Source organism: Methanoculleus thermophilus (assembly GCF_001571405.1).
Lineage (GTDB): Archaea > Halobacteriota > Methanomicrobia > Methanomicrobiales > Methanoculleaceae > Methanoculleus > Methanoculleus thermophilus.
The window spans coordinates 166090-188336 of record NZ_BCNX01000008.1 but is presented as its reverse complement, the minus strand read 5'-3'; the positions used below and the strand labels follow the sequence as shown (position 1 = coordinate 188336).

The 22247-nt window shown below is 61.1% G+C and carries 23 protein-coding genes and 1 tRNA gene; 15 read left to right on the top strand and 9 right to left on the bottom strand.

Going from position 1 to position 22247, the window contains the following annotated elements:
* Window positions 1–2: 2 nt before the first annotated feature.
* The 7 genes from MCUTH_RS08685 to MCUTH_RS08655 all read left to right on the top strand — a co-directional run bounded on the left by MCUTH_RS08685 (window position 3) and on the right by MCUTH_RS08655 (window position 6766).
* Window positions 3–236 carry a zinc ribbon-containing protein gene (locus MCUTH_RS08685; protein WP_083524838.1) on the top strand — a complete coding sequence of 78 codons (234 nt, stop codon included), beginning with the start codon at window positions 3–5 and terminating at the stop codon, window positions 234–236.
* Between the two features lie 16 nt (window positions 237–252).
* Complete coding sequence (locus MCUTH_RS08680; RefSeq protein ID WP_066958109.1) at window positions 253–378, top strand: desulfoferrodoxin FeS4 iron-binding domain-containing protein; 126 nt, start codon at window positions 253–255, stop codon at window positions 376–378.
* A gap of 5 nt (window positions 379–383) precedes the next feature.
* Entirely contained in the window at window positions 384–740 is a 357-nt protein-coding gene (locus MCUTH_RS08675; protein WP_066958107.1) for a carboxymuconolactone decarboxylase family protein, read from the top strand.
* 5 nt (window positions 741–745) lie between these two features.
* Window positions 746–1390: a peroxiredoxin gene (locus tag MCUTH_RS08670; protein WP_083524837.1), complete on the top strand. Its 645-nt coding sequence runs from the start codon at window positions 746–748 to the stop codon at window positions 1388–1390.
* Window positions 1391–1710: 320 nt separating this feature from the next.
* Window positions 1711–2325: a flavodoxin family protein gene (locus MCUTH_RS08665; RefSeq protein ID WP_066958103.1), complete on the top strand. Its 615-nt coding sequence runs from the start codon at window positions 1711–1713 to the stop codon at window positions 2323–2325.
* Window positions 2322–2942 (top strand): flavodoxin family protein, encoded by a 621-nt coding sequence (locus tag MCUTH_RS08660; protein ID WP_066958101.1) that lies wholly within the window; start codon window positions 2322–2324, stop codon window positions 2940–2942. Before MCUTH_RS08665 ends, MCUTH_RS08660 begins: the two co-directional genes overlap by 4 nt.
* A gap of 143 nt (window positions 2943–3085) precedes the next feature.
* Window positions 3086–6766, top strand: coding sequence for a sensor histidine kinase (locus MCUTH_RS08655; protein WP_224732788.1), 3681 nt, complete (start codon window positions 3086–3088; stop codon window positions 6764–6766).
* 20 nt (window positions 6767–6786) lie between these two features.
* Here the strand turns inward: MCUTH_RS08655 and MCUTH_RS08650 are convergent, their stop codons facing one another.
* Window positions 6787–7374 (bottom strand): site-2 protease family protein, encoded by a 588-nt coding sequence (locus tag MCUTH_RS08650; protein WP_066958099.1) that lies wholly within the window; start codon window positions 7372–7374, stop codon window positions 6787–6789.
* Between the two features lie 92 nt (window positions 7375–7466).
* Here MCUTH_RS08650 and MCUTH_RS08645 point away from each other — a divergent pair, with 92 nt between their 5' ends.
* On the top strand, window positions 7467–7751 hold the full coding sequence (locus MCUTH_RS08645; RefSeq protein ID WP_066958097.1) for a chorismate mutase: 285 nt from the start codon (window positions 7467–7469) through the stop codon (window positions 7749–7751).
* Between the two features lie 3 nt (window positions 7752–7754).
* Here the strand turns inward: MCUTH_RS08645 and MCUTH_RS08640 are convergent, their stop codons facing one another.
* The 4 genes from MCUTH_RS08640 to MCUTH_RS08625 all read right to left on the bottom strand — a co-directional run bounded on the left by MCUTH_RS08640 (window position 7755) and on the right by MCUTH_RS08625 (window position 9740).
* Window positions 7755–8393, bottom strand: coding sequence for a hypothetical protein (locus tag MCUTH_RS08640; protein ID WP_066958095.1), 639 nt, complete (start codon window positions 8391–8393; stop codon window positions 7755–7757).
* A gap of 86 nt (window positions 8394–8479) precedes the next feature.
* Window positions 8480–8752 (bottom strand): DUF1294 domain-containing protein, encoded by a 273-nt coding sequence (locus MCUTH_RS08635; RefSeq protein ID WP_066958093.1) that lies wholly within the window; start codon window positions 8750–8752, stop codon window positions 8480–8482.
* A gap of 206 nt (window positions 8753–8958) precedes the next feature.
* Window positions 8959–9441, bottom strand: a complete 483-nt coding sequence (locus MCUTH_RS08630) for a DUF7282 domain-containing protein (RefSeq protein ID WP_066958091.1) — start codon at window positions 9439–9441, stop codon at window positions 8959–8961.
* Between the two features lie 119 nt (window positions 9442–9560).
* Window positions 9561–9740, bottom strand: a complete 180-nt coding sequence (locus MCUTH_RS08625) for a rubredoxin (protein WP_066958089.1) — start codon at window positions 9738–9740, stop codon at window positions 9561–9563.
* Window positions 9741–9795: 55 nt separating this feature from the next.
* On the opposite strand from MCUTH_RS08625, the gene MCUTH_RS08620 reads away from it, so the two are divergent.
* Window positions 9796–10722: a UbiA family prenyltransferase gene (locus MCUTH_RS08620; protein WP_224732787.1), complete on the top strand. Its 927-nt coding sequence runs from the start codon at window positions 9796–9798 to the stop codon at window positions 10720–10722.
* A 17-nt stretch (window positions 10723–10739) separates the two neighbouring features.
* Here MCUTH_RS08620 and MCUTH_RS08615 read toward each other — a convergent pair whose 3' ends face one another.
* The 3 genes from MCUTH_RS08615 to MCUTH_RS08605 form a co-directional block, all read right to left on the bottom strand.
* Window positions 10740–11036: a cupredoxin domain-containing protein gene (locus MCUTH_RS08615; RefSeq protein WP_083524833.1), complete on the bottom strand. Its 297-nt coding sequence runs from the start codon at window positions 11034–11036 to the stop codon at window positions 10740–10742.
* Window positions 11037–11164: 128 nt separating this feature from the next.
* A complete protein-coding gene (locus MCUTH_RS08610) occupies window positions 11165–13054 on the bottom strand; it encodes a PQQ-dependent sugar dehydrogenase (RefSeq protein ID WP_224732786.1) in 1890 nt (629 codons plus the stop codon).
* Window positions 13055–13086: 32 nt separating this feature from the next.
* Window positions 13087–15093 (bottom strand): DUF2298 domain-containing protein, encoded by a 2007-nt coding sequence (locus MCUTH_RS08605; RefSeq protein WP_066958085.1) that lies wholly within the window; start codon window positions 15091–15093, stop codon window positions 13087–13089.
* 92 nt (window positions 15094–15185) lie between these two features.
* Between MCUTH_RS08605 and MCUTH_RS08600 the strand changes: the two genes are divergently transcribed.
* The gene (locus MCUTH_RS08600; RefSeq protein WP_066958083.1) at window positions 15186–16034 is read left to right on the top strand and encodes a 4Fe-4S dicluster domain-containing protein; all 849 of its coding nucleotides are present in this window, start codon (window positions 15186–15188) and stop codon (window positions 16032–16034) included.
* A gap of 15 nt (window positions 16035–16049) precedes the next feature.
* On the opposite strand, the gene MCUTH_RS08595 is transcribed toward MCUTH_RS08600, so the two are convergent.
* Window positions 16050–16292 carry a hypothetical protein gene (locus MCUTH_RS08595; RefSeq protein WP_224732785.1) on the bottom strand — a complete coding sequence of 81 codons (243 nt, stop codon included), beginning with the start codon at window positions 16290–16292 and terminating at the stop codon, window positions 16050–16052.
* Window positions 16293–16448: 156 nt separating this feature from the next.
* Here MCUTH_RS08595 and MCUTH_RS08590 point away from each other — a divergent pair, with 156 nt between their 5' ends.
* From MCUTH_RS08590 to MCUTH_RS08570, 5 genes are all read left to right on the top strand, one after another.
* Window positions 16449–16643 carry a CxxC-x17-CxxC domain-containing protein gene (locus tag MCUTH_RS08590; protein ID WP_054847721.1) on the top strand — a complete coding sequence of 65 codons (195 nt, stop codon included), beginning with the start codon at window positions 16449–16451 and terminating at the stop codon, window positions 16641–16643.
* A 332-nt stretch (window positions 16644–16975) separates the two neighbouring features.
* The gene (locus MCUTH_RS08585) at window positions 16976–19372 is read left to right on the top strand and encodes a Lon protease family protein (protein WP_066958081.1); all 2397 of its coding nucleotides are present in this window, start codon (window positions 16976–16978) and stop codon (window positions 19370–19372) included.
* Window positions 19373–19377: 5 nt separating this feature from the next.
* Window positions 19378–20550 carry a cysteine desulfurase NifS gene (nifS, locus tag MCUTH_RS08580; protein WP_066958079.1) on the top strand — a complete coding sequence of 391 codons (1173 nt, stop codon included), beginning with the start codon at window positions 19378–19380 and terminating at the stop codon, window positions 20548–20550.
* Window position 20551: 1 nt separating this feature from the next.
* On the top strand, window positions 20552–21898 hold the full coding sequence (locus MCUTH_RS08575) for a phosphomannomutase/phosphoglucomutase (protein ID WP_066958078.1): 1347 nt from the start codon (window positions 20552–20554) through the stop codon (window positions 21896–21898).
* A 149-nt stretch (window positions 21899–22047) separates the two neighbouring features.
* Window positions 22048–22122 (top strand) — tRNA-Ile (locus MCUTH_RS08570).
* Window positions 22123–22247 lie beyond the last annotated feature (125 nt).

Here is a 22247-nt window from a genome sequence, read left to right as displayed (position 1 = left end):
CTGTGGCCGAACCAGAAACCAGAAAAACAGCAAAAGCCGGTGAGCGGCCGGGTCCTGGCCGTTACATCTGCGTCGACTGCGGCCGGGAACTCCGGATCGACAAAACCGACGAGGACCTTGTCAAGTGCCCGACCTGTGCCTGCGAGATGTACAACTGCTTCCCAATGACGCATATCAGGCCGGACATAAAGACACCGGAAGATGTCATGAATCCTCCCAAAAGGTCTAACGAATGATCCCGAGGTGAGCGTGATGGTGAACGTATCAGCAAAAGGTGAGGTTTACCGCTGCGAGATCTGTGGAAACGTCGTCCAGGTCCTTGAGGCCGGCGGCGGAGAACTGATCTGCTGCGGGGAGCCGATGGTGCTCGAGGAGTGAGAGAGATGGGAGAGGACTTAAAGAGGCTTGAAGAGAAGATCGGCAAAGTGCCCGAGATCTTTAAGGAACTCAAGGAGACGGATCCCGATCTCTATGGGAAGGTCATGGGGCTCGACCAGGTGGTCTGGGCCGACGGCGCCCTCTCAAGACAGACAAAGAAGATCATCGCGATTGCAATCGCGGCGGCCCTCCGGGACTGGCACGCCGTGCGTGCTCAGATGGCCGGCGCGAAGAGTCTCGGCGTCTCGAAGGAGGAGATCGAGGAGGGGCTTCGGGTCGCGTTCCTGCTCGCCGGGATGCCGGCATACATCCACGGTAAGACCGCGCTTGAAGAGTACCTGGGCGACCGCCAAAAGAAGTGATGGTTATGGAGCCTGAAGCACCGCTCCAGATGCCGGTTATCGGTGAGAAAGCACCGGAGTTCGACGCACTAACCACCCATGGGCGCCTGAAACTCTCGGATCTTCGGGGGAAGTGGGTCATCCTTTTCTCTCACCCCGCTGACTTCACGCCGGTCTGCACCACGGAGTTCATGGCGTTTGCCGCGATCGCCGAGGAACTCGCAAGCATGAACGTCCAGCTCGTGGGCCTCTCGATCGACAGCGTCCACTCGCACCTGGCCTGGATCCGAAATATCAAGGAGAAGATGGGCGTCGAGATCCCGTTCCCCGTCATCGCCGATCTCGACATGCAGGTCGCCCGGCGCTACGGGATGATCCATCCGGGTCAGAGCAACACCTCGACCATCAGGACGGTCTTCTTCATCGATGACAAGGGGATCATGCGTGCCATGCTCTACTACCCGATGTCCAACGGACGGTCCATGCCGGAGATCTTAAGGCTCACAAAGGCACTCCAGACCTCGGACAAGTATGGTGTCGCGACGCCGGCGAACTGGCAGCCCGGAGAGAAGGTCATCGTCCCGGCGCCGAAGACCCCCGAAGAGATCGAGAAGCGGATGAAAGAAGGCTACGAGTGCAAAGACTGGTACCTCTGCTTCAAAGAACTCTAAACCTCTTTTTTATGGCATCTGTAAGCCTCTGAGTGCGGAGAGGAGGCCGGACACTCTCGAACCTCAACACCGTCCCCGCAGCGGTCCTTCTCCTCGACCCTCGGCGGGTACATCGGTAACATCATCGACCGGAGTCTCCAGTCTCATCCGTTTGCGGGGTTGACAGGAGGGGACTTCGAATCCCCCGGACGACGGCGAACACGGCCGCGTTCCCGTGCACGCTCGTGATGATCTCGCCCTTGCTGTCGAAGGAGGACGCGCCGGAGTGAGAGGGAAGTCCCGGCACTTTTTTAGCCTCACCCTTCGACAATACACCATATATGACCATAGACGTCCTCGCATTTGCGACCTCGCCCCGTCGCCATGGCAACTCCGAGACCCTTCTCGACTGGGTGCTCGCGGCGATGGCGGAGGAGGGAGCCGCAGTCGAGAAGATCGTCGTCCCCGAGGTAGATATCAGACCCTGCCACGGGTGCAACCTCTGCGAGACGCTCAATCGGTGCGTTCAGCGTGACTACATGGTAAGTTACGTCCAGGACCGGATCATCGCTGCAGACTGCATCATCCTCGCCTCCCCCATCTACTGCATGGGGCTTGCCGCGCAGGCGAAGGCGCTGGTCGACCGGGCACAGGTCTTCCGCTCCCGCAAGTACGTCCTCCACCTCCCGGTCGTCCCGCCGGAGCGGAAGGGTAAACGGGTCGGAATCTTCCTTGCGACGGCCGGGCAAAACTGGGACTATGTCTTTGATGCAGCAATTCCGTCGGTGAAATGCTTCTTTCACGTCGTCGATATCAGGAATAAGGATATGCGATACCTGATGGTGAACGGGGTCGACGAGAAGGGCGCAATCGAGCGCCACCCCACCGCGAAGGCCGATGCGGAGAGACTGGCACGGGAGGTCGTCGCACACCTGCAGGAGGTCCTTTCAACATGAACAAACCAGTAAAAGTCCTCGGAATCTCCGGCAGCCCCCGGCGGCATGGGAACACCGAGACGCTCCTTGATACCGTCCTTGAGGGAGCCCGGGAAGCGGGAGCGGATGCGGAGAAGATCATCCTCCGGTTGCTCAACTATACCTCGTGCCGGGGATGCAACGCCTGCCACCGGACCGGGGTATGTGTCATCACCGACGATCTTACGGAGATCTTTGAAAAGATTGCAGCCGCCGATGTTCTCATCATAGCATCCCCGATCTACTCGATGGGGATCACGGCGGAGACGAAAGGATTGATCGACCGGGCCCAGTACCTCTGGGCGCGCAAGTTCATCAAGAAGAATCTTTACTACACGCCAGAGCATATCCGCCGGCATAAGGGGATCTTTGTATCGACCGCGGGACTCGGTTGGGAGAACGTCTTCGATGCGGCGTTTCCGGCGATCACCGCTTTCTTCAACACCACCGGGTTCGATTACTGGGACAACGTCATTGCAAACGATCTCGACCGCTACGGAGGGATTAAGGGGCACCCAACCGCACTCGCAGAGGCGCGGGAGAAGGGGCGGAGTGTGGTCGCTCTCGTCAAAAAGGAGGGTGAACAGGTCAATAACTGATTTTACCCTCTATCCAGAGCCAGATATTGGTGAAAAAAAATATTTCATAGCAGCCCAAAACCGGAATGCATTAATACAATATAATAAGATTTCTCTCTCGTAGCACTCTACAGACGCTTTTGAGGGCTGCAGAAGGATCGCGTGTGACCCCCATCGAGCCCCAGGAATACCGAATACTCGACGAGATCGACGACGGCATTCTCGTGGTCAACGAGGACTGCACCGTCGTCTGGGCGAACCCGGCCTTCCACCGGATGTTTGGAGGGGTGGATGGCAGACCCGGGGGGATACCAAACGCAATATCCAACCTTGCCGCGAGGCTCGCGGCGGCCACCCATGATAAGATTGCGGATTTTGAGTGCCGGCTCCGTGCACCGGACGGAAGCGAGCGGCGATACTTCTGCTCGGGCTGGAGGACCTCGTCGGAGAAGGGTTGGTTGCTCCGGTTCCGGGAGGAACCTGACCATAAGAGAGACTACGAGGCGATCGTCGAGTACACCGGGACTGCAACCATCCTCATCGAGGAAGACGGCACCATCTCGGTCGCAAACACGGAGTTCGAGCGGCTCTCCGGATACTCGCGCCAGGAGATCATCGGAGAGAAGCGGCTCTTCGATTTCATCGCATTAGACTGCGAGAAGGAGAGGATCCTCGGATATCACTCTCTCAGGCGGAGAGAGCCCGGTGCTGCACCGAAGAACTACTCCTTCACGTTCGTCGACCGTTCCGGCAATTTTCACGTCGTCGAGGCAACCATCGGCCTGATCCCGGGGACGGCCCGTTCGGTGATGTCGCTCCTTGACGTGACCGAGCGACGGCGTGCGGAGCAGGCATTGCGGGAGAGTGAAGAGCGGCTGAGCCTCGCACTCTCGGCGGCAGAAGACGGGCTGATAGACTGGGACGTCAGTTCCGGGGCGATCTACTACAGTTCCCGGAATTTTACGATGCTCGGCTACAGTCCGGATGCATTCGTGCCCACGATTCCCACGATTCTCGCGCTCGTTCACCCGAAGGACCGCGCCCGTGTAGAGATGGTGTTCACGGCTCTCGCCACGGGAGAGCGCGATCACGCCGAGATAGAGTTTCGGATGCGCTCCGCGTCCGGGAAGTGGGTCTATGTGCTCGGCCGGCTCCGGGTCGTCAGGCGCGATGCCGGCGGCAGGCCGATCCGGATCGCGGGGACGTACTCCGATATCACGAAGAGAAAGGAGGCGGAGAGGGAACTCCAGATTGGGAAGGTCTCGCTTGAGTCGTCGCTTGCCGCGATCGCCATCGCCGACCTCGACGGCAACATCACGCACGTCAACCGGGCACTACTGGAGATGAACGGGTTGACCGACCCGGAGGAGGTTCTCGGTCGGCATATCGCGGAGTTCTGGGTGGAACCGACCCAGGTTGAGAGGATTCTTGCGACATTAGCGGAGGGCGGGAAGTACACCGGGAAACTTGTCTGTAGAAAGACCAACGGGACGGAATTCATCGCCCATGTTACCGTGGTGCTCCTCAAGGACGATTCCGAAGATCCGATCTGCATCATGGTCACCACGGTCGATATCAGCGAGGAGATGCGCATGGCTCAGGCGCTCCGTGAAAGCAGGGAGCGTTACCGGGCGCTTACGGAACTGTCGCCGGACGTCATCTTCCTCATCGATACCAGGGGGGACGTCCTCTACGTGAACAGTGCCGGCGGCCGTCTGGTCGGCACCGACCCGGAGGGACTGCGGGGAAAGAACATCCAGGAACTGTTTCTGCCCGGTCTCGGGGAATGGTGGCGCACGACGATCCCGATTGCAATCGCGTCGCCCGGGGAGATCCTCACCGAGGAGGCCCTGGTACACGGGGCCGGTGGAGATGTCTGGCTTGAGGTGCGCCTCATCCCGATGGCGGGACCCGACGGTACCGTCCGGAATCTGATCGGGATCTGCCGCGACATCACCGACCAGAAGCGGGCGGAAGAGCAACTCCGGTTCCAGGCGCAGGTGCTCTCGCAGGTAGAGGACGCCGTGATCGCGGTCGATACGGATGAGAGGATCACCTACATGAACCGGGCGGCAGAGCGGCTCTTCGGCGTTCCTTCCGACGAGGCTCTCGGGCGGCCGATCCCGGAGCTCTTCGGCATTGAGTGGCTTCATACGGGCGAGGAAGAGATGGCGAAGAACGCCCTCCTGTCGTCCGGAACATGGCGCGGCGTTGCCGGTCACCAGAAGCGGGATGGCGAGACTATATCCATCGACGTGATCCTCAGCACATTAACCGACGACTCCGGGCGGGTTACCGGGACGCTCTACTCGCTCCGCGACGTCACCAGGCAGCAACAGGCCGAACTCGACCTCCGGATCCGGGATATGGCGATAGCATCCTCGCCGAGCGCTTTTGCCATCGCCGATCTTCGCGGTCGCCTGACCTACGTCAACCAGGCCTTCCTTTCCCTGTGGGGCTATGCTTCTGCCTCCGAGGTGCTGGGGAGATCGGTTACGGAGTTCTGGCACGACGAGGCGGAGGCCGCAGATGCTCTTCAAAGACTCCTCAAGACCGGCAGGTACACCGGTGAGCGGGTCGGCAGGAGGCGGGACGGGACAACCTTCCACATCATGTTCTCGGGGAGCTGCGTCACGGATAATGACGGAAACCCCATCTGCCTTGCCGAGACGCTCACCGATATCACCGACCTGAAAGAGGCCGAAGCAGAGATTCAAGCCCATAACCGGGCACTCTCGATCTTAAACCAGATCATCGGCGCATCGGCGTCCGCAACGGACAGCAACGAGGTAGTGGAGCGGGTGCTCACGGTGACCCTCGCCCTCCTCGACCTTGCAGGCGGGAGCATCTACTTAAAAGAACAGGGAGGCAAAAGAGCCCGCCTCGTCTACTCAAAGGGTCTCCCTGAAGGTTTCACCCCGCAGCCATGCATTCGGGATATCAATGCCCCGCCATACAGAGAGGTTCTGGTAGAAGGAAGAACCGTATTTCGTGATGATCTCCCGGAAGAGGGGGAGAGTACACCGCTTCGCTATGCCAGCGTCCCGATTGTGGCACACGGGAGGGTGATCGGTGCCCTGAACGTCATCCCGCAAGGAAACAATCGGTTCACCGAGACCGACAGGTCCCTCCTTGCTGCTGTAGGGAGGGAGGTTGGAGCCTCGATCGAGCGCGCACTGCTCATCCGACAACTCGAGATGGCCAAAGAGGAGGCAAACCTCTACCTCGACATCTTGAGCCACGATATCAGAAACGCCGAGAACATCTCGGGTCTCTACACAAACCTCCTCGCCGATATGCTTGATGGGGAGGAAAAAATCTATGCAGAAAAACTCCGCGCAAGCATCAGGAAGAGCGTCGAGATCTTAAGAAACGTCTCGACAATCCGCAGAATTCACCGCGAATCGGTCAAACTCGTGCCGATCGATCTGGACCGGGTTATCCGGGATGAGATCGCGATCTTCCCCGAGATCCAGTTCCATTACGGCGGTACAAGCCTCTCGGTCATGGCCGACCGGCTTCTCCCCGAGGTCTTCACGAATCTCATAGGAAACGCCATCAAGTTCGGCGGGCCCAAGGTCGAGGTGGCGATCCGGGTGGAGGATGAGGGCGAGGAGATCCTGATCGCCATCGAGGATACCGGACCGGGGGTTCCCGACGATATGAAAGAGGCCATATTCATGCGGTTTGGTCAGATCAAGAGCCAGAAGAGCGGCCAGGGGCTCGGGCTCTACATCACCCGGATGCTTATTGAGCGCTACGGCGGCCGGATCCGGGTCGACGATCGTGTGCCAGGCCGGCCGGAATGCGGAGCGGCATTCCGGTTCTGGCTGAAACGAGCTTAAAAATCAGAAGAGGGGGACCCTCAGAGGAGGGACCAGAAGAGGATGCCGAGGGAGGCGATGATGAGCACCGCAAAGATGACCGGGTTCCAGGCAAGGATCTTGCGGCCATCAAGAACGCTGATCGGGAGCATATTGAAGGTCGCGATCATGGCGTTCACCCGGAGCCCGACGAGACCCACGGTACCGAGAAGTCCGCCGCCGCCGAAGAGCATCAGCGCCGCGAAGGGTATGCAGAGGAGGAGATTCGTGACCGGGCCTGCCGCCGATATCCTTCCGTTCTCGTTTCGTGTCGCGTTCCCGTAGACATACGTCGCCCCCGGCGCCGCAAAGACGATCCCGACGAGCGCCGCCATCACCACGGCGACGAGGAGCATCTGGTTGTCCTTCTTGAACTCGGCCCAGTAGCCGTAACGCATGGCGGCGAACTTGTGCGCGAGTTCGTGGAGGACAAAGGCGACCCCTACCGTGACGAGAGACATCACGAAGAAGAAGAGGAGCCCGATCGGGCTCACTCCGCCCCGGATATAGATCAGGGTGAAGGCGACCGATATGGCAAGCCACGCGATCAGGAGGTCCCGACGCTCGCGTAGCGGTATTCGTTCCAGCATTCGGTACCAGGTTTATCCCAAGACGATAATATTTTTCTGCTCTCTCAAGTCAACCCGCAGGTTTATTCCCCGCCTGCGGCCAATCATGGAGTATGTCCCTTGATGCCGTCAGGAATGAGATTCGCGAGGTCGATGAGAAGATCATCGATCTGATTGCGGAACGGCAGAGACTTGCAGCAGAGATTGCCAGGATCAAGCAGGAGAACGGCCTTCCCATTCACGACGGACCACAGCGGAAGGTAGTCCTCGACCGGGTCTTCACCTACGCCGTCGAGAGCCGGATCGACCCGATCTCCGTCCGGCGGATCTTTGAGATCCTGATCGATATGAGCGAGGAGCGGCAGCGCGAGTGCAGCGGGGACGGCAACCTGCCGTGAGGATCAGGAAAGAAGCGGTACCGCCGCCCTCAACGCATCGGCGCCTCCTTCGATGTATATGAGGCCGAGAGTGGCCCGCGCAAGGGCCTCTTTCTCCTGCATCAGGGTCTCACCCGTCGGACGGTAATGGCTGGAAAGACCGATCCGGTTCTCATGCAGTCCCCACCGGTCGGCGAGAGAGGCAAACTTCATCGGGTGCTCACCGTGCATGACCTTCAACTGCAGGGTGACGTCGCCGATGATGGCGAGGGCTCGTGCGTCCTTGAGGGAGTGCGCAAGTATTGCAAGGTCTCGTGCCGGGACGTTGAGCGCGTCTTCCGGAATATCGCCCAGGATCCCGAGAAACAGCCGTTCTGTGGAGGGGCTCATAAGGACGCGGACGATCCCGTCGTGGTCCCGGAAGGTATGCCCGGTCTCGCGCTCGATCCGGGGGAGAACCACATCCATCACCCGGTCGATATCTGCAACCAGACGGGAGAGGTGCCGGCTCCATCCCCGGATCCGCCGGAGCCTTCGACTTTTCCGGGGCGATCGCCGGTGGGCGGGAAGGTACTCCGCCCGATACGTGCGGGCAAGATCATCCCGGAGCACTGTGAGGATCTCCCGGATCGGGCGGGATGGCGACCCGTACTCGTATGCCATACCATCTGATGATACAGAGAACTCTTTTAACTTTGCCTTTGAGTTAATCGCCGATTTTGAGGTCCGGCATCCCTTCCATATCCCGGTTACGTGAGCGTCAGGACAAACGCGACGGCAAGCACGATATGCAGGCAGAGAAAGAGCGGGACAAGCCGGAACTTCCCTTTCTGCGTCTTGTGCCGGAAAAGCCGCATCGCGAAAAGAGCGCCAAACGGCCCGAGCAGCGCCATGACAAGGAGCGTCTTCTCCGGAGTCCTCCAGGCCGAGCGTCTCGCCGATCGTTTGTCGCTGTAGTATGCAAGGAACGCGGCGGCGTTTATAGTAAGATAGATCGCGATCGCGGCCTCAAGGAGGATCATGCCGATAATCCCTCCAGTTTAGGGATATTTTTCAGGAAATTCGATTTATATCCCTCGAGCACCGGCCGGATCTCTCCGGCGGTCGCGGGGTGTTTTTTGTGCTCCATGACAGGGTAGATCTGCTTGATGATTCTATATAAATCGGGATAAGATGAAACGACAAAAGGATCTCTACGGCTGGTCTGGAAAAAGGAGTTTTAAGTTTATCAGGTCCTGCCGCCGGAAGAGAGTTCCGTCAGGTTGAGCAGGGTGGCATTCTCCGCCGTGACGTTGAAGGGCACGATCACGATCTCGCCCTCCGCCCTCTGCTCGACGTCGGGGACGGGGTATTCAAAGACGCCCGCCTCACCAGCGTCATGGTGCAGGACGGCAAAGAGGGCATCGGTGGCGACGAAGGTGTGGATGGTGACCGTGACATTCTCATTCATCCCGGGCTCGACCGGCGTATAGCCGATGACCCCGCCGGGATGCCCGAAGAGATTGTTGTGAATAACGAGCCATCCGGTCCCGTTGCTCACGACCTCGCGGATCGTGACGTTCCCTACGACCGCATCGCCCTCGATCATCTGATCCGTCACCTGGATCGAGGCGTTCTCGGTTGCATTCATCCCCACGGCTTCCTGGGCGGAGACTGCCCCAATGCAGCAGGCCGCGAGTACTGCCGCAAGAACTAGCCAGCGCTTCTGCATCTCTTCGACCTCCCCCTGTGAGGGGAGGCACGGATGACCCCGGGATTATATATAGTTTGGGCAACTCCAGGCTGGAGAGAAATGTGGGGAGCAGGGTCCTGCCCCGGCTGGACTTGAGTTCAGAGCCCGAGCCTCGCGAGCGGCGAGTCGAACGGGGAAAACTTGCTCTTCTCGGCAAGGCAGACCGGGCAGCGCCAGTCGTCAGAGAGGTTTTCAAACGCGGTTCCCGGCGGAATATCCGCATCACCGGTCGAGGGGTTATAGATATGCCCGCATATCGAGCAGCGGTATGTCTTCATGATTGTGGATTTTGCCGACAGCGAATTTAAATCTGATGCGTGACCTGGAACGTTTTTGAACGAGGATACGGAAGAGATGGCATACAGCATGAAAGAGACCCTCGCGGCGCTCGCCGACCTGACCCGGATTCACTTCTTCTTCGTCTGGCCGCTGCTCTTCTGTTCGGGGCTCATGCTTGCGTTTGAGAACTACGGCGGGTTCTCGTGGGAACTCATCGCCCGGGCCGCTCTCATCGGGCTCTCTGGGTTTCTCGCCGGGCTCGTTCTGAACGACTACGTTGATGAAGAGTACGACCGCCGGGAGGTCGAAGGGTCGCTCACCCGCTACTGGCGCCCGGTGAGAGGACGGCCGATAGCAGAAGGGCGGATCTCGGCCCGGGCGGCCTTTGCGGTCTTCATAGCCCTCGCGGCAAGCGCAACCGCGCTCGCCGTGACGCTGCCTGCACCGCACAGCCTCTACGTCCTCGCGATCATGGGGTACTCGTATCTGGTCGAGTACTTCTACCAGACCAAAAAGCGCAGCCAGACCCTGCCGATAGCCCAGGTAATCGGGCGGACGGACTTTGCCCTCTTCCCGGTCGCCGGCTACCTGGTGCACGGGAGCCCGGACGCGACCGCCCTCCTCTACTTCCTCTTCTTCTATCCCTGGACGCTCGCCCACCTTGCAGCAAACGATATCGCCGATATCAGAAACGACCGTGCACGGGGGATGGCGACGATACCGGTCCTCTACGGCATGAAGGGAGCAGTCGCCTGGACGCTCGGCTTCTCGGCCGTCCACGCCGCGATAGCGCTCGTCTTTGGTCTCGCACTCGGGCCGATCACCATCGCCGGGTTTTCTGCAGGGCTCATCCTTCTAGGGGCCGCAAACTACATCGTCCTCCGGGAAAAGAGCCCGGGCGCGGCGATTCGGGCGCTGCCGCTCATGCATGCATCACTGCTCGTCTACGCCATAGCGATCATCGCCGGCGCCGTTCTTTAAAAACAGGGGTTATCCCCCTACTCCACGATGAACTCCCCGTTCATCGAGGGATGGACGTCGCACCGGAAGAAGTAGGTTCCGGGCTTTGCGGGCGCTGTGAACGTATAGGTCGCCCGCGCCGGTCCGGTGATGATCTCCCCTATAGAGATCGCGGTGGCCGCGGAAGAGTCCGTGTAGACTGCAACGTTGTGCGGGATGCCTTCGTCCCGGTTATCGAAGTTTATCGTCACTTCTGCACCCGCGGGGACGGTGATCCTCTTTTTATTGAAGGCAAAGTTCTCGGCCGCGATATCGATTGTCGCCTGCGGGGTCATGCGCCCACCACCACGGCGGTCGTTTCCATGACTATGGTCGGTCGTGCCATGGGCCAGACGGTGCGATCGAGAACGATAAAGGTTGCTCCAGTGTATCAAGTTCGAAAAGAGGGAGGGTGTGTCTCCCCCTACTCCACGATGAACTCCCCGTTCATCGAGGGGTGCACATCGCACCGGAAGAAGTAGGTTCCGGGCTCCGACGGCGCCGTGAAGGTGTAAGTCACCTGGCCCGGGCCGGTGATGATCTCGCCGATGTAGATCGGTGTCATCGCCGAGGAGTCTGTGTAGATCGCGACGTTGTGAGGGGCACTATCCCGGTTATCGAAGTTCATCGTCACCTCTGCGCCCGCAGGGACCGTGATCGTCTCCGTATCGAACTCGATGTTCTCAGCCGCGATATCGACCGTCACACTCTCGCCACCCCCGGCGGCAGGGGGCGGGGGCGGTGCTGTAGTCGGTGTTGCGGTCGGGGTCGCCGTCACGTTCGCCGGGGCGAGCTTCCAGACCCTCCCGGTCATGTTGGATGCATCCGGTCCCCCATCGTCGGTCGTGAGCACGTAGATCTCCGAGGACTCGTCCACACCGAACCCGAGGAGGAAGGCCTCTACGGTCCCGGCAGGCGTCCCGTTCACGTTGAGCCTCTCTAGCCTCCACATTGCGATGTTCTCGGGCGTGAGGTTCTCGGCGGAGTCGGGAACGGCCGACGGGTCCCAGCCCTCAGGTGGGGTTGCGGCGAGGAGGGTTGCATTCCCGGTGGCGAAGTTGTTGCTCCAGTAGCCGAGGATGTAGCGTCCCGCAAGGTCCGGGAGCGTCGTGCCGTTGTAGATGCCGCCGCCGACGAAGACGACACCCAGGTCATGTCCGCCCTCGATGATGGGGCCGATCAGGGGATCGCCGGAGGAGCCGTTCGTCGGGCAGGTTGCCGGTGGGACCCTGGGGTTCTCCGGGTCGAAGCAGTGGGTTCCCTCCATGATGCGCCATCCGTAGTTTCCGCCCCTCGTGACGATATCAACCTCCTCAAAGAGTTCCTGACCGGCGTCGGCCACGTAGGCGTTGCCCTCGGCGTCAAACCGGAGGTAAGCGGGGTTCCTGAGACCGTAGGCGTAGATCTCGGGTGGGATGCTCGTGTTTGCGACGAACGGGTTGTCCGCCGGGATGCCGTAGAGGGTGCCGGCCGCCGTCGTCCAGGTAGCGTTCTCCGGCGGTGTTGCGTTCGTGGCGGTGACGTTGTCAACGTCGATCCGGAGCATCTTGCCGTAGATCTTTGTGAGATCCTGAGCGTTCCCGATCACTGGCGTGTGGCCGGTCCCGTTATCGTCTCCTGCCCCACCGTCGCCAAGCGGGACGTAGAGGTAGCCGTCACGGGGGCTAAAGCCGATGCTCCCGCCGTTGTGGTTGAACTGCGGTTTGTCGATCTCCATCAGGATCTTCTCCGAGGTCATGTCGACCCGGTCGGGGTTCTCGGGATCGACCTGGAACTCCACGAGACGGTTCGTGCAGTTCCAGCCCTCGGGCGCCCCCTCGCGGAGGGGTGCGCTGTAGAATGCAAAGACCCTCCCGTTCTCCCGGAATTCGGGGTGGAAGGCTATCGAGAGGAGACCGCGCTCATCAAACGACGGATCGAGGTCGACCAGACGATCTCGAACGTCCAGGAACGGCTCCTCGGCGCGTGTGCCGTTAGGATAGATGATCGAGACCGTCCCGATCTGGTCGACGACAAAGAGCCTGCCCGAATCATCGCCGGCGTGCGTGAGCATCACCGGGGCGACAAAACCCTCGGCAATCGGTTCGAGACTCACGTTGAGCGGTTCATCCTCAATAAGTCGGGTGACGGATGTATTGTTCTCAAACACCGCTGCATAGGGCGATCCTGCGTTCGTCAAGTTCCCGCCCGGGATCCCGGGAGCGGGTGTCTGCGTCATGTTGGTCTCATTATCCGGGCTCACCTGCGCCCCGGCAACGCCTGCCAGAGCGATGAGGACGAGCACGGATACCATGACTACGACTGCTCGTGTCATGGCCCCTCCCTATGGAGAGGTATCGATAAAGGTTATCCAACCCGCTCATAGATCCGAACCCCACCCTCATCATAGATCAGAGTGAGTCCCTGGTCTGGGAGTCGGACGTCGTAGCGCTCGCGCTCGGGCTCGCCGACGTAGAGGAGGGTCGCGTTGTACTTCTCCATGAGCGCGAGAGAACGCTCTGGGTCCTCGTAGATCGCCCGGATGTCCGCCGGGCGCTCTGTATACCAGGGGCCGTTCCCCCGCCAGGTCAGTTCGTGACTCCTCTGGCCGAGAATCGTCGGGATACCGGTAAGAGACGATATCCGGGAGTAATAGCCATAATCGCCGTTCTCCGCCTCGACAATCCGGTGGTCACCGTCGAGCGTCCGCAGGAAATCGATCGCCGCGGCCTCCGCGGGTCGCGTGGCATCAAGGTAGGCAAGCCCATCGAGCGTGTGGTAGCCCGCCGGAGGGTACTCGATCCCGAGGAGCCCCCGGCCGATCTCGATGTTGAGGGCAACCGGTGCGAGGATGAGGGCAGCGGAGGCGGCGAGTGCAAGCCACCGGGATACCGGGATCGGCCGCCGCCCGGAAAGCCAGCCGGCGGCAGCAAGAATGGTGCCGGTCCCGAGCAAAATCCAGGCATCGAAGTAGAACTTGAAGATTGTATTGAACCGGCTGTAGTCGCCCCCGAGCATCTCCTGAAGATAGACGACCTCGCAGAAGCCGAGGACCGCAAGGCCGGCGATGCAGAGGAGGTCGGCAAACGAGCGCTCCCGCCGGACGAGAAGATAGACGAGCGGCACGAGGATGACCGCGAGAGCCACGTAGCCGCTGATGAGGGCCGGTGCGGCGACGGCGAGCAGGAAGGGGGAGCGGCGTATATCCCGGGCGACGGCGACGTAGGTGAGAGCGAGAAACCCGCCCCAGACCGCGAGAAACGCGAGCGGGTCGGTGGGGGGAAACCCGGTGCCGATCCCGCCGATACCCGCAGGCTCGAGGTGGAAGTAGTAGGGGAGGTAGAGGGCAAGAGCGAACGCGGGGACGAAGAGGGCGGCCATGAGTGTGGAGCGGTCCCGCTCACGGAGAGCGAGCACGAGGAGAAAGATCGCGACTAGGGGTGCGTAGACGAGAGCATCCCAGGAGGAGAGGAGCGGCATCGAGCCGATGGAGAGGGCAAGGAGGAGGGCGAGCGCCCCCCGCCCCCGGAGATCGAGCCCACCCCACCGGCACCATGCAAACCCGAGGAGGAAGATGAGGAAGACCTCGTTGAAGAGAGCCATCTCGAAGGCGTGGACGTTCCCGAGGATGAGTGAGAAGACCGGAAACTCGACCCGGGCACCATGAATGATCCAGTTGGTCTCCTGGAAGGCCTGGTAGATATCGGCGCCCGCGGCGAGCGACCAGAGAACCGACGGCGGGACGATGAGGAGGACCGCGAGGGGGAGCCATCGGTAGCGATCGAGGAGGAGGCGGCCGAGGGCGTAGAGGACGACGAACGCCGTCCCGTAGACCGTGGCCGGGACGAGGTTGAAAGCCACCTCCGATGGAATGCCGGTGGCGATCGAAAGAGTGCCCATCAGCCAGTGGCCGAGGTAGTAGTAGACGGTGAGATCTCCTCCCGCAAACCAGGGATCGAGCGGCGGCACGACCGGTTCACGGATGATGCTCGCGATGAAGGCGTGGTTCATGTACTGTTCGCTGAAGTAGTTGATGGGCGGATTCGTGAACCGGACGGCAAGCGCGAAGAGAAACCCGACGAGGAAGACCGCGTCCCAGGTAAGATTGCCCCGGATCCCGGGGATCCAGTAGTCCCCCCGCCGGATGCCCCAGATCCCGAGGAGAATGAAGAGAAGGAGGGCGAGGACAACCGGGATGCGGAAGAAGCCGCAGTACCAGGTCGCAAGGGCAAAGAGGAGGAGGGAGGCCGGGTATGCCGCCGGATAGGCGTAGTCGCCAAGTGTTTGGCGGAGGCTGGGCCAGAGGGTCATCTGGAGAAGTTTGATGAGCCCGGCCCAGAGCAGGACGTTGCATACCTGGGTTAGAAGGTCCACGCCCCGTTATCGGGCGCGAGGGTATATGCGCTTTGTGTCCACTTTCCACAGGATGGTTTAACCAGAGATCTCGCGATACGTACAGTTAGAATATGGCCGACAGGAAGAAGTTTCAGGGGGTTATCAGACTCCGGGAAAAGGGGAAAGTCGCAGTCCGCGGAAAGATCCTCGCCGGCTTGATGACCGCGCCGCAGATGGCGGCACTGGCACGGATCGCGGAGGAGTTCGGTGACGGGACGATCGGGCTGACGACGCGGCTCAACGTGGAGTTCCCAAACATCGACCGACGGGACGCCCAAGCGGTTGCAGAAAGGCTCCGGGAGGCGGGGATAGAGCCGGGGAGCACCGGGGCTGCCCTCCGGTCGGTCGTCGCCTGCAAGGGTACGACCTGCAGGCACGGGTGCTGCGACACGCAGGGGCTCGCCCGGGCGATCGAGGAGCGCTACGGAGGATACGAACTCCCCTGGAAACTCAAGATCGCCGTCACCGGATGCCCAAACAACTGCGCGAGAGTTCAATTAAACGACATCGGGATCATGGGCCTGCGGTTCCCAGAGTACGGCGTCGGGGAGTGCAACGGTTGCGGCGCGTGCGAGAAGACCTGTCGCGAAGGAGCCGTCCGGGTCGTCGACGGCGAGGCCCACTACTCCGAAGAAGCCTGCGTTGGATGCGGCGATTGCATAACGATCTGCCCCATGGATGCTATTGGGGTCCAGAAAGAGGGGGTGCGCTTCTTCCTCGGCGGGAGGTCGGGAAGGGTCCTTCAGACCGGGATCGAGGCGGACGGGTTGATCGCCGAAGAAGAGGTGCTCGGGATTGTAGGAAAGGTTCTTGAAAGTTACCGGGAGAGAGCACTGCCAGGAGAGCGGCTTGGCGAGATGATGGAGCGCGCAGGAAGAGATGCGGTCTTTGCGGCCGCCGGATTGAAGCCGCGTGAGTAAACGTTCTTTCCCGATTCATTGCGACGGCGGCGCTTCCGCTCTCGGCACGCCGCCCCAGTCGCCGCACTCCGTGACGACCCGCCACGTCTCCCTGAGTCCATCCTCCTCCAGCCGGACGATCCTGGCGGTCCCGCCGAGGCTCTCCTCGACCTCGAAGAACTCCCGGGCTCTCTGCTCGTTGAAAGGGCCGTAGCGCTCGATACCGCCGCGGTCGCCAAGAACCTCAACGCGATACTTCAGTTGGGATCCGTTCATCATCAATCACCGGGGAGAGACTCGTTCGTAGATCCATAAACCTTGGGGCATCCTGCCGGGGAGAACTGGATCCAGAGCGGAAGGCATAGTTGTTTCCGGATCGATGGAGTACCTTATATAGCATACACCCGTATCCTTACAGGCAGTGTTACTATCTGCATGAGCAATCCAATGGATTATAATAGAGGAAACAGAAATTTCGGTGGTCCGAGAAACTTCGGCGGCCCCCGTGAAATGACAAAGACCATCTGTTCTGACTGCGGGAAGGAGTGCGAAGTACCCTTCAAGCCGACCGAAGGCAGGCCCGTCTACTGCCAGGACTGCCTCCCCAAGCACAGAAAACCCCGGTTCTAAACCGAGAAAACTCTTTTTTCCAAAAGTCCTGATTCCCCGGCGCTCAAACGCCGTTTCTGCAGGAGAACGTAGGGCTCGATCAGCATAGTCCCCCGGCCAGAAGGCTGAACGTTAGCGGTGCAGAAAAGGAGGCCGGATAGTCCCCGCCACACTCCGCGCCGTTCTCCTAGAAGAACGAAGCGGCCCGCAGGCCCATCCCGCCGGCAATGATCCGGTTGACTCCATGAGCGAGAGAGTGAAACCAACCATCGTGCCATCTCATGCCGGGTCGGGGAATCTTTTTTAAGACCGGCGACATCCTGCGGTATGGTTGCAGGAACTTGGTGAGATGAATGATTCAGCCTCTAGATATCGGAGAATACCGGAGCATCTACAGACCGGATAACCTTGAGTGCGCAAGTACCGGAGAGATGCGCCCGCTCGAAGAGATCATCGGTCAGGAGCGAGCACTCCGGGCGTTGCGGTTCGGTCTTGAGATCCGGGAGCGGGGGTTCAACGTCTACGCTGCAGGCGCCCAAGGGACCGGGCGGATGAGCGCTGTGCGGAGTTTCCTTGACCAGCTCGCGAAGGCCAAGTCGAGAGCAAACGACTGGGTCTACGTGCATAACTTTGAGAACCAGTACGAGCCCAACGCCATCTCCCTTCCGGCAGGGAGGGGGACAGAGTTTCGGGACGACATGAAACGATTCATCGAGGAGGTCCGGCAGGCGCTTCCCCGGGCATTCCAGAGCGAAGCGTATACCGAGCGGCGGGATAAGACTCTCCAGTCGCTCCAGGACAGGAGGACCGATCTCATTGCCAGGATCAATCAGCGCGCCCAGGAAGCCGGGTTTGTCATCCAGATGAGCCCCATCGGTCTTTTGACCATCCCGGTCATCGACGGCCGGCCGACACCCGAAGAGGAGGTGATCACGCTCCCCGAGGACGTGCGGGCAGAGATCCAGCGGCGGCGGGACGCCCTGAACACGGAACTCCGGAACACTTTGCGGCAGGTCCAGGACCTTGAGCGGCAGGGTATGGAGGCGGTCAAGGGATTAAACCACGACATCGCGCTCTACGCGATCGGGAACCTCGTTGCCGAATTAAAAGAGAAGTATGCCGACGTTCCTGAGATCCCCGAGTACATCGACGCCGTTCAGAACGACATACTCGAGAATCTCCAGACCTTCCTCGGCATGCCTGAGCAGCCCGGGATCCCGCCCCAGTTCCAGGCCTTCATCCGGGAGCTTCCGTTCCGGAAGTACGAGGTGAACGTCGTCGTCGACAACGCCGAGGCCAAAGGGGCGCCGGTGATCGTCGAGGAGAACCCGACCTTCCAGAACCTTCTTGGAAAGATCGAGAGGGAGGTGCAGTTTGGAATCTTCACAACCGACTTCACGATGATCCGGCCGGGATCGTTGCATAAAGCCAACGGCGGCTACCTCGTCCTCAATGTCGAAGACCTCCTTCGAGCCCCCTTCTCCTGGGACGGGCTCAAGACGGCCTTAAAGACCGGGAAGATCGTCATCGAGGAGCCGGGCGAGCGGATGGGGTTCATCACGGCAAAGACCATCAAGCCCGAGGCGATACCCCTTGATATCAAGGTGGCCCTGATCGGGACCCCGATGCTCTACCATCTCCTCTATCAACTGGACCCGGACTTCAAGGAGCTCTTCAAGGTCAAAGCCGACTTCGATACCGTGATGGACCGAAACGACGAGAACGCGAGAAAGTATGCCGACTTTATGTGCAACCTCGTCCGGGAGGAGAACCTCCGGCACCTCGATCGGGAGGCGATCGCGAGGGTGATCGAGCACGGCTCGCGTCTTGCCGCGGATAAAAAGAAACTCTCCACCCATTTCGCTGCGATCGCGGATCTCATCCGGGAGGCGAACTTCTATGCCGCAAGCGACGGGTCGGACCTGATCCAGAAGCAGCATATCATGAAGGCGATCGAGGAGAAGGTCTACCGCTCGAACCTGATCCAGAAGAAGATCGAGGAGGCCATCGAGCGCGAGATCTTCCTCATCGATACCGAGGGAGAGAAGGTCGGCCAGGTGAACGGTCTATCGGTGATCGGGCTAGGGGACTTTGCCTTCGGCCGGCCGTCGAAGGTGACCGCGAGCGTCGGGGTCGGCCGAGAGGGTATCGTGGATATCGAGCGGGAAGCGGCGCTTGGAGGGCCGATCCATACCAAAGGGGTCCTCATCATCAACGGTTACCTCAACAACAAATACGCACACGACAAACCCCTCTCTCTCTCGGCCCGGCTCGTCTTTGAGCAGAGTTACGAGGGGATTGAGGGCGACTCCGCCTCGAGCACCGAACTCTACGCCCTCCTCTCGGCGCTCTCGGGTCTCCCCATAAAGCAGTACCTCGCTGTCACGGGTTCCGTGAACCAGAAGGGAGAGGTCCAGGCAATCGGCGGCGTCAACGAGAAACTGGAGGGATTCTATGAGGTCTGCAAGGCAAAAGGGCTCAACGGAAACCAGGGAGTCCTGATCCCGGCAAGCAACGTCCAGAACCTGATGCTGAAAGAGGAGATCGTCGAGGCCGCAAAGGCCGGGAAGTTCCGTATCTACCCTGTCCGGACGATCGACGAGGGGATCGAGATCCTCACCGGGGTTCCGGCGGGTACCCGCCGGGAAGACGGGACGTATGAGGAAGGGACGGTGAACTACCTCGTGGACCGGCGGCTCCGGGAGATGGCGGAGACGATGCGCGGGTTCCAGCCGATGCCGGCGAAGTGACCAGGATGGAAGAGAAACGATCGGTCTACATGGACCATGCGGCGACGACCCCGACGCGTCCGGAGGTCGCCCGGGCGATGCTCCCCTATTTCTCGGAGCGGTTCGGGAATCCCTCCTCGCTCTACACCCTCGCCCGGGAGGCGAAAGAGGCGGTGGAGGAGGCACGGAGGAAGGTGGCTGCGGCGATCGGTGCAAGCCCCGAAGAGATCTTCTTCACCTCCGGGGGAACCGAGGCCGACAACTGGGCAATCAAGGGGGTGGCGGCGGCAAACAGGAAGAAGGGCGATCATATCATCACATCCTCGATCGAGCACCACGCCGTCATCCACACCTGCGAGAGCCTCGAGAAGCAGGGCTACCGGGTCACCTACCTCCCCGTGGACGAGTTCGGCCGGGTGGACCCGGCTACGGTCGAGGAGGCGATCACGGATCAGACCATCCTCATATCGATAATGACCGCAAACAACGAGATCGGGACGATCGAACCGGTCGCAGAGATCGCGAAAGTCGCTCACGACCATGATATTCCATTCCACACCGACGCCGTCCAGGCGATCGGGGCGATACCGGTGAGCGTGGACGATATGGGGGCCGATCTGCTTGCACTCTCGGCCCACAAGTTCGGCGGGCCGAAAGGGGTGGGAGCGCTCTACATCAGAAAGAGGACCCGGATCGGGACGTTTATCGACGGCGGGGCGCAGGAGCGGGGAAAACGGGCCGGGACGGAGAACGTTCCCGGGATTGTCGGGCTTGGGCGGGCGATTGAACTGGCCGTCGCCGAGATGCCGGAGAAGTCCCCCAGGCTCGCCGCGATGCGGGATAGGCTGATCCGCAAGATCCTGGAGACCATCCCGGATACCCGCTTAAACGGCCACCCTACCGAGCGGCTCCCGAACAACGTGAACGTCGCCTTCCGCTACGTCGAGGGCGAATCGATCCTCCTTATGCTCGATGCGCTCGGGATCGCCGCCTCGACGGGGAGCGCCTGCACCTCGGCATCGCTTGAGCCCTCGCATGTCCTTACGGCCTGCGGTCTTCCGCACGAGGAGGCGCACGGCTCGCTCCGGCTCACCCTCGGCTCCCGGAATACCGACGACGATATCGATTACGTTCTCTCGGTCCTCCCGGGGGTGATTGAGCGCCTGCGGGCGATCTCACCGCTTCGGGGGGAGACGTGAGATGGCAGAGATCTTTCGGGCCTACGATATCCGGGGGCGCTACCCGGACGAACTCGACGAGGTGACGGCAAAGAGGATCGGAAACGCCTTCATCCGTCTCCTTGCGGCGGAGCAGATCGTCGTCGGGCGGGATATGCGCCTCTCGTCCCCGGCGCTTGCCCGGGCGTTCATCGAGGGTGCGGTCGAGGCCGGAGCGGAGGTCACCGATATCGGGATGGTGAGCACCCCGCTCCTCAACTACGCCATCGCCGCGGGGAAGTTCGACGGCGGGGTGATGGTGACGGCCTCGCACCTCCCCGGGGAGATGAACGGATTCAAACTCGCCCGCGAAGACGCCGTCCCGCTCTCCGGCGACCGGGACCTGCCGCTCCTCGAGACCCTGACCGATGAGGAGCCGGTCGTCCGCGCCGCCGGATCGTGCCGCAGGACCGATATGCTCGACGACTACATCGGAAAGGTGGCCGGATTCGTCCGGAGCCCCGGGCCCCTCACGATCGTGGCGGACGCCGGGAACGGGATGGTTGGGCCGGAGGTGCCCCGGCTCTTTGAGCGGGTCCCGGCCTGGCGGCTCATCCCTCTCTACCTCGAGCCCGACGGGCGGTTCCCCCACCACCACGCAAACCCGCTCGACCCCAAGACCACTCAAGAACTTCAAGAACGGGTCGTCGCCGAGGGTGCGGACTTCGGAGTCGCGTTCGACGGCGACGGCGACCGGTGCGGATTCATCGACGAGCGGGGCGAACGCGTCCGGGAGGACCTGGTGACGGCGCTGATCGCCGACTACCTGCTTGGAGAGAACCCAGGGGCGACGATCCTCTACGATCTCCGGTCGAGCAGGGCGGTCGTCGAGGCGATCGAGATGGCCGGGGGCCGGGCCGTCCGCTCGAGGGTGGGCCACGCCTTCATCAAGGCCCTGATGCGGGAGGAGAAGGCCATATTCGCCGGCGAACTCTCGGGCCACTACTACTACCGGGATATGGGCTACGCCGACAACGGACTTCTAACGATGGTCCTCGTCGCAAACATCCTCGCAGCAAGCGGTCAGACCCTCTCCGAGCTCATCCGGCCGCTGGAGCGCTATCCCTCGACCGGGGAGATCAACCTTGCGGTGCGCGATCCTTCGGCGGTGCTCGCGGTGCTCGAGGCACGCTACCGGGACGCCGACCTCGATCACCTCGACGGCCTGACCATCGGCTACCCGACGTGGTGGTTCAACATCCGCCCCTCGCACACCGAGCCGGTGGTGCGGCTGAACCTTGAAGCGGAGACGAGGGATCTCATGGATGGGAAAGTGCAGGAGGTGCTCTCGGTCATCCGGACGGCCGACCCGGCGGCACGGGAGGTGTAAGAGAAAAGGAGCGCGAGACAGGCGGGGATTGGTGCGCATAATATATAACGTTCAAAGGAGATGTTTATGTGCACCGTGATCCGTGCGGATCCCGGGATCGGCAGTAACTTGCGCCAATCTCCAAGTCCGCGGGTCTTGGCGCTCGTTTGGGGCCCGTAGCTTAGTCCGGTTAGAGCGCTCGGCTCATAACCGAGCGGTCGTGGGTTCGAATCCCTCCGGGCCCACTCGAATTTTAAAGAAAAATGGCAGAGCGGGCGCCCTCATCTCCGCTCAGGGTGACCAGTCGGTGGAGTCGTCCTCATCCTCGGGACATCCCTTCTCGCGCTGGCGGCTGCACCCGACCCCGAAT

Excerpts from the sequence above, each read along its gene's own strand:
- MCUTH_RS08680 (WP_066958109.1), top strand. The coding sequence starts at position 253 with ATGGTGAACGTATCAGCAAAAGGTGAGGTTTACCGCTGCGAGATCTGT.
- MCUTH_RS08675 (WP_066958107.1), top strand. The coding sequence starts at position 384 with ATGGGAGAGGACTTAAAGAGGCTTGAAGAGAAGATCGGCAAAGTGCCC.
- MCUTH_RS08670 (WP_083524837.1), top strand. The coding sequence starts at position 746 with ATGGAGCCTGAAGCACCGCTCCAGATGCCGGTTATCGGTGAGAAAGCA.
- MCUTH_RS08665 (WP_066958103.1), top strand. The coding sequence starts at position 1,711 with ATGACCATAGACGTCCTCGCATTTGCGACCTCGCCCCGTCGCCATGGC.
- MCUTH_RS08660 (WP_066958101.1), top strand. The coding sequence starts at position 2,322 with ATGAACAAACCAGTAAAAGTCCTCGGAATCTCCGGCAGCCCCCGGCGG.
- MCUTH_RS08650 (WP_066958099.1), bottom strand. The coding sequence starts at position 7,374 with ATGCTGGAACGAATACCGCTACGCGAGCGTCGGGACCTCCTGATCGCG.
- MCUTH_RS08645 (WP_066958097.1), top strand. The coding sequence starts at position 7,467 with ATGTCCCTTGATGCCGTCAGGAATGAGATTCGCGAGGTCGATGAGAAG.
- MCUTH_RS08640 (WP_066958095.1), bottom strand. The coding sequence starts at position 8,393 with ATGGCATACGAGTACGGGTCGCCATCCCGCCCGATCCGGGAGATCCTC.
- MCUTH_RS08635 (WP_066958093.1), bottom strand. The coding sequence starts at position 8,752 with ATGATCCTCCTTGAGGCCGCGATCGCGATCTATCTTACTATAAACGCC.
- MCUTH_RS08630 (WP_066958091.1), bottom strand. The coding sequence starts at position 9,441 with ATGCAGAAGCGCTGGCTAGTTCTTGCGGCAGTACTCGCGGCCTGCTGC.
- MCUTH_RS08625 (WP_066958089.1), bottom strand. The coding sequence starts at position 9,740 with ATGAAGACATACCGCTGCTCGATATGCGGGCATATCTATAACCCCTCG.
- MCUTH_RS08615 (WP_083524833.1), bottom strand. The coding sequence starts at position 11,036 with ATGACCCCGCAGGCGACAATCGATATCGCGGCCGAGAACTTTGCCTTC.
- MCUTH_RS08610 (WP_224732786.1), bottom strand. The coding sequence starts at position 13,054 with ATGACACGAGCAGTCGTAGTCATGGTATCCGTGCTCGTCCTCATCGCT.
- MCUTH_RS08600 (WP_066958083.1), top strand. The coding sequence starts at position 15,186 with ATGGCCGACAGGAAGAAGTTTCAGGGGGTTATCAGACTCCGGGAAAAG.
- MCUTH_RS08595 (WP_224732785.1), bottom strand. The coding sequence starts at position 16,292 with ATGATGAACGGATCCCAACTGAAGTATCGCGTTGAGGTTCTTGGCGAC.
- MCUTH_RS08590 (WP_054847721.1), top strand. The coding sequence starts at position 16,449 with ATGAGCAATCCAATGGATTATAATAGAGGAAACAGAAATTTCGGTGGT.
- MCUTH_RS08585 (WP_066958081.1), top strand. The coding sequence starts at position 16,976 with ATGATTCAGCCTCTAGATATCGGAGAATACCGGAGCATCTACAGACCG.
- nifS (WP_066958079.1), top strand. The coding sequence starts at position 19,378 with ATGGAAGAGAAACGATCGGTCTACATGGACCATGCGGCGACGACCCCG.
- MCUTH_RS08575 (WP_066958078.1), top strand. The coding sequence starts at position 20,552 with ATGGCAGAGATCTTTCGGGCCTACGATATCCGGGGGCGCTACCCGGAC.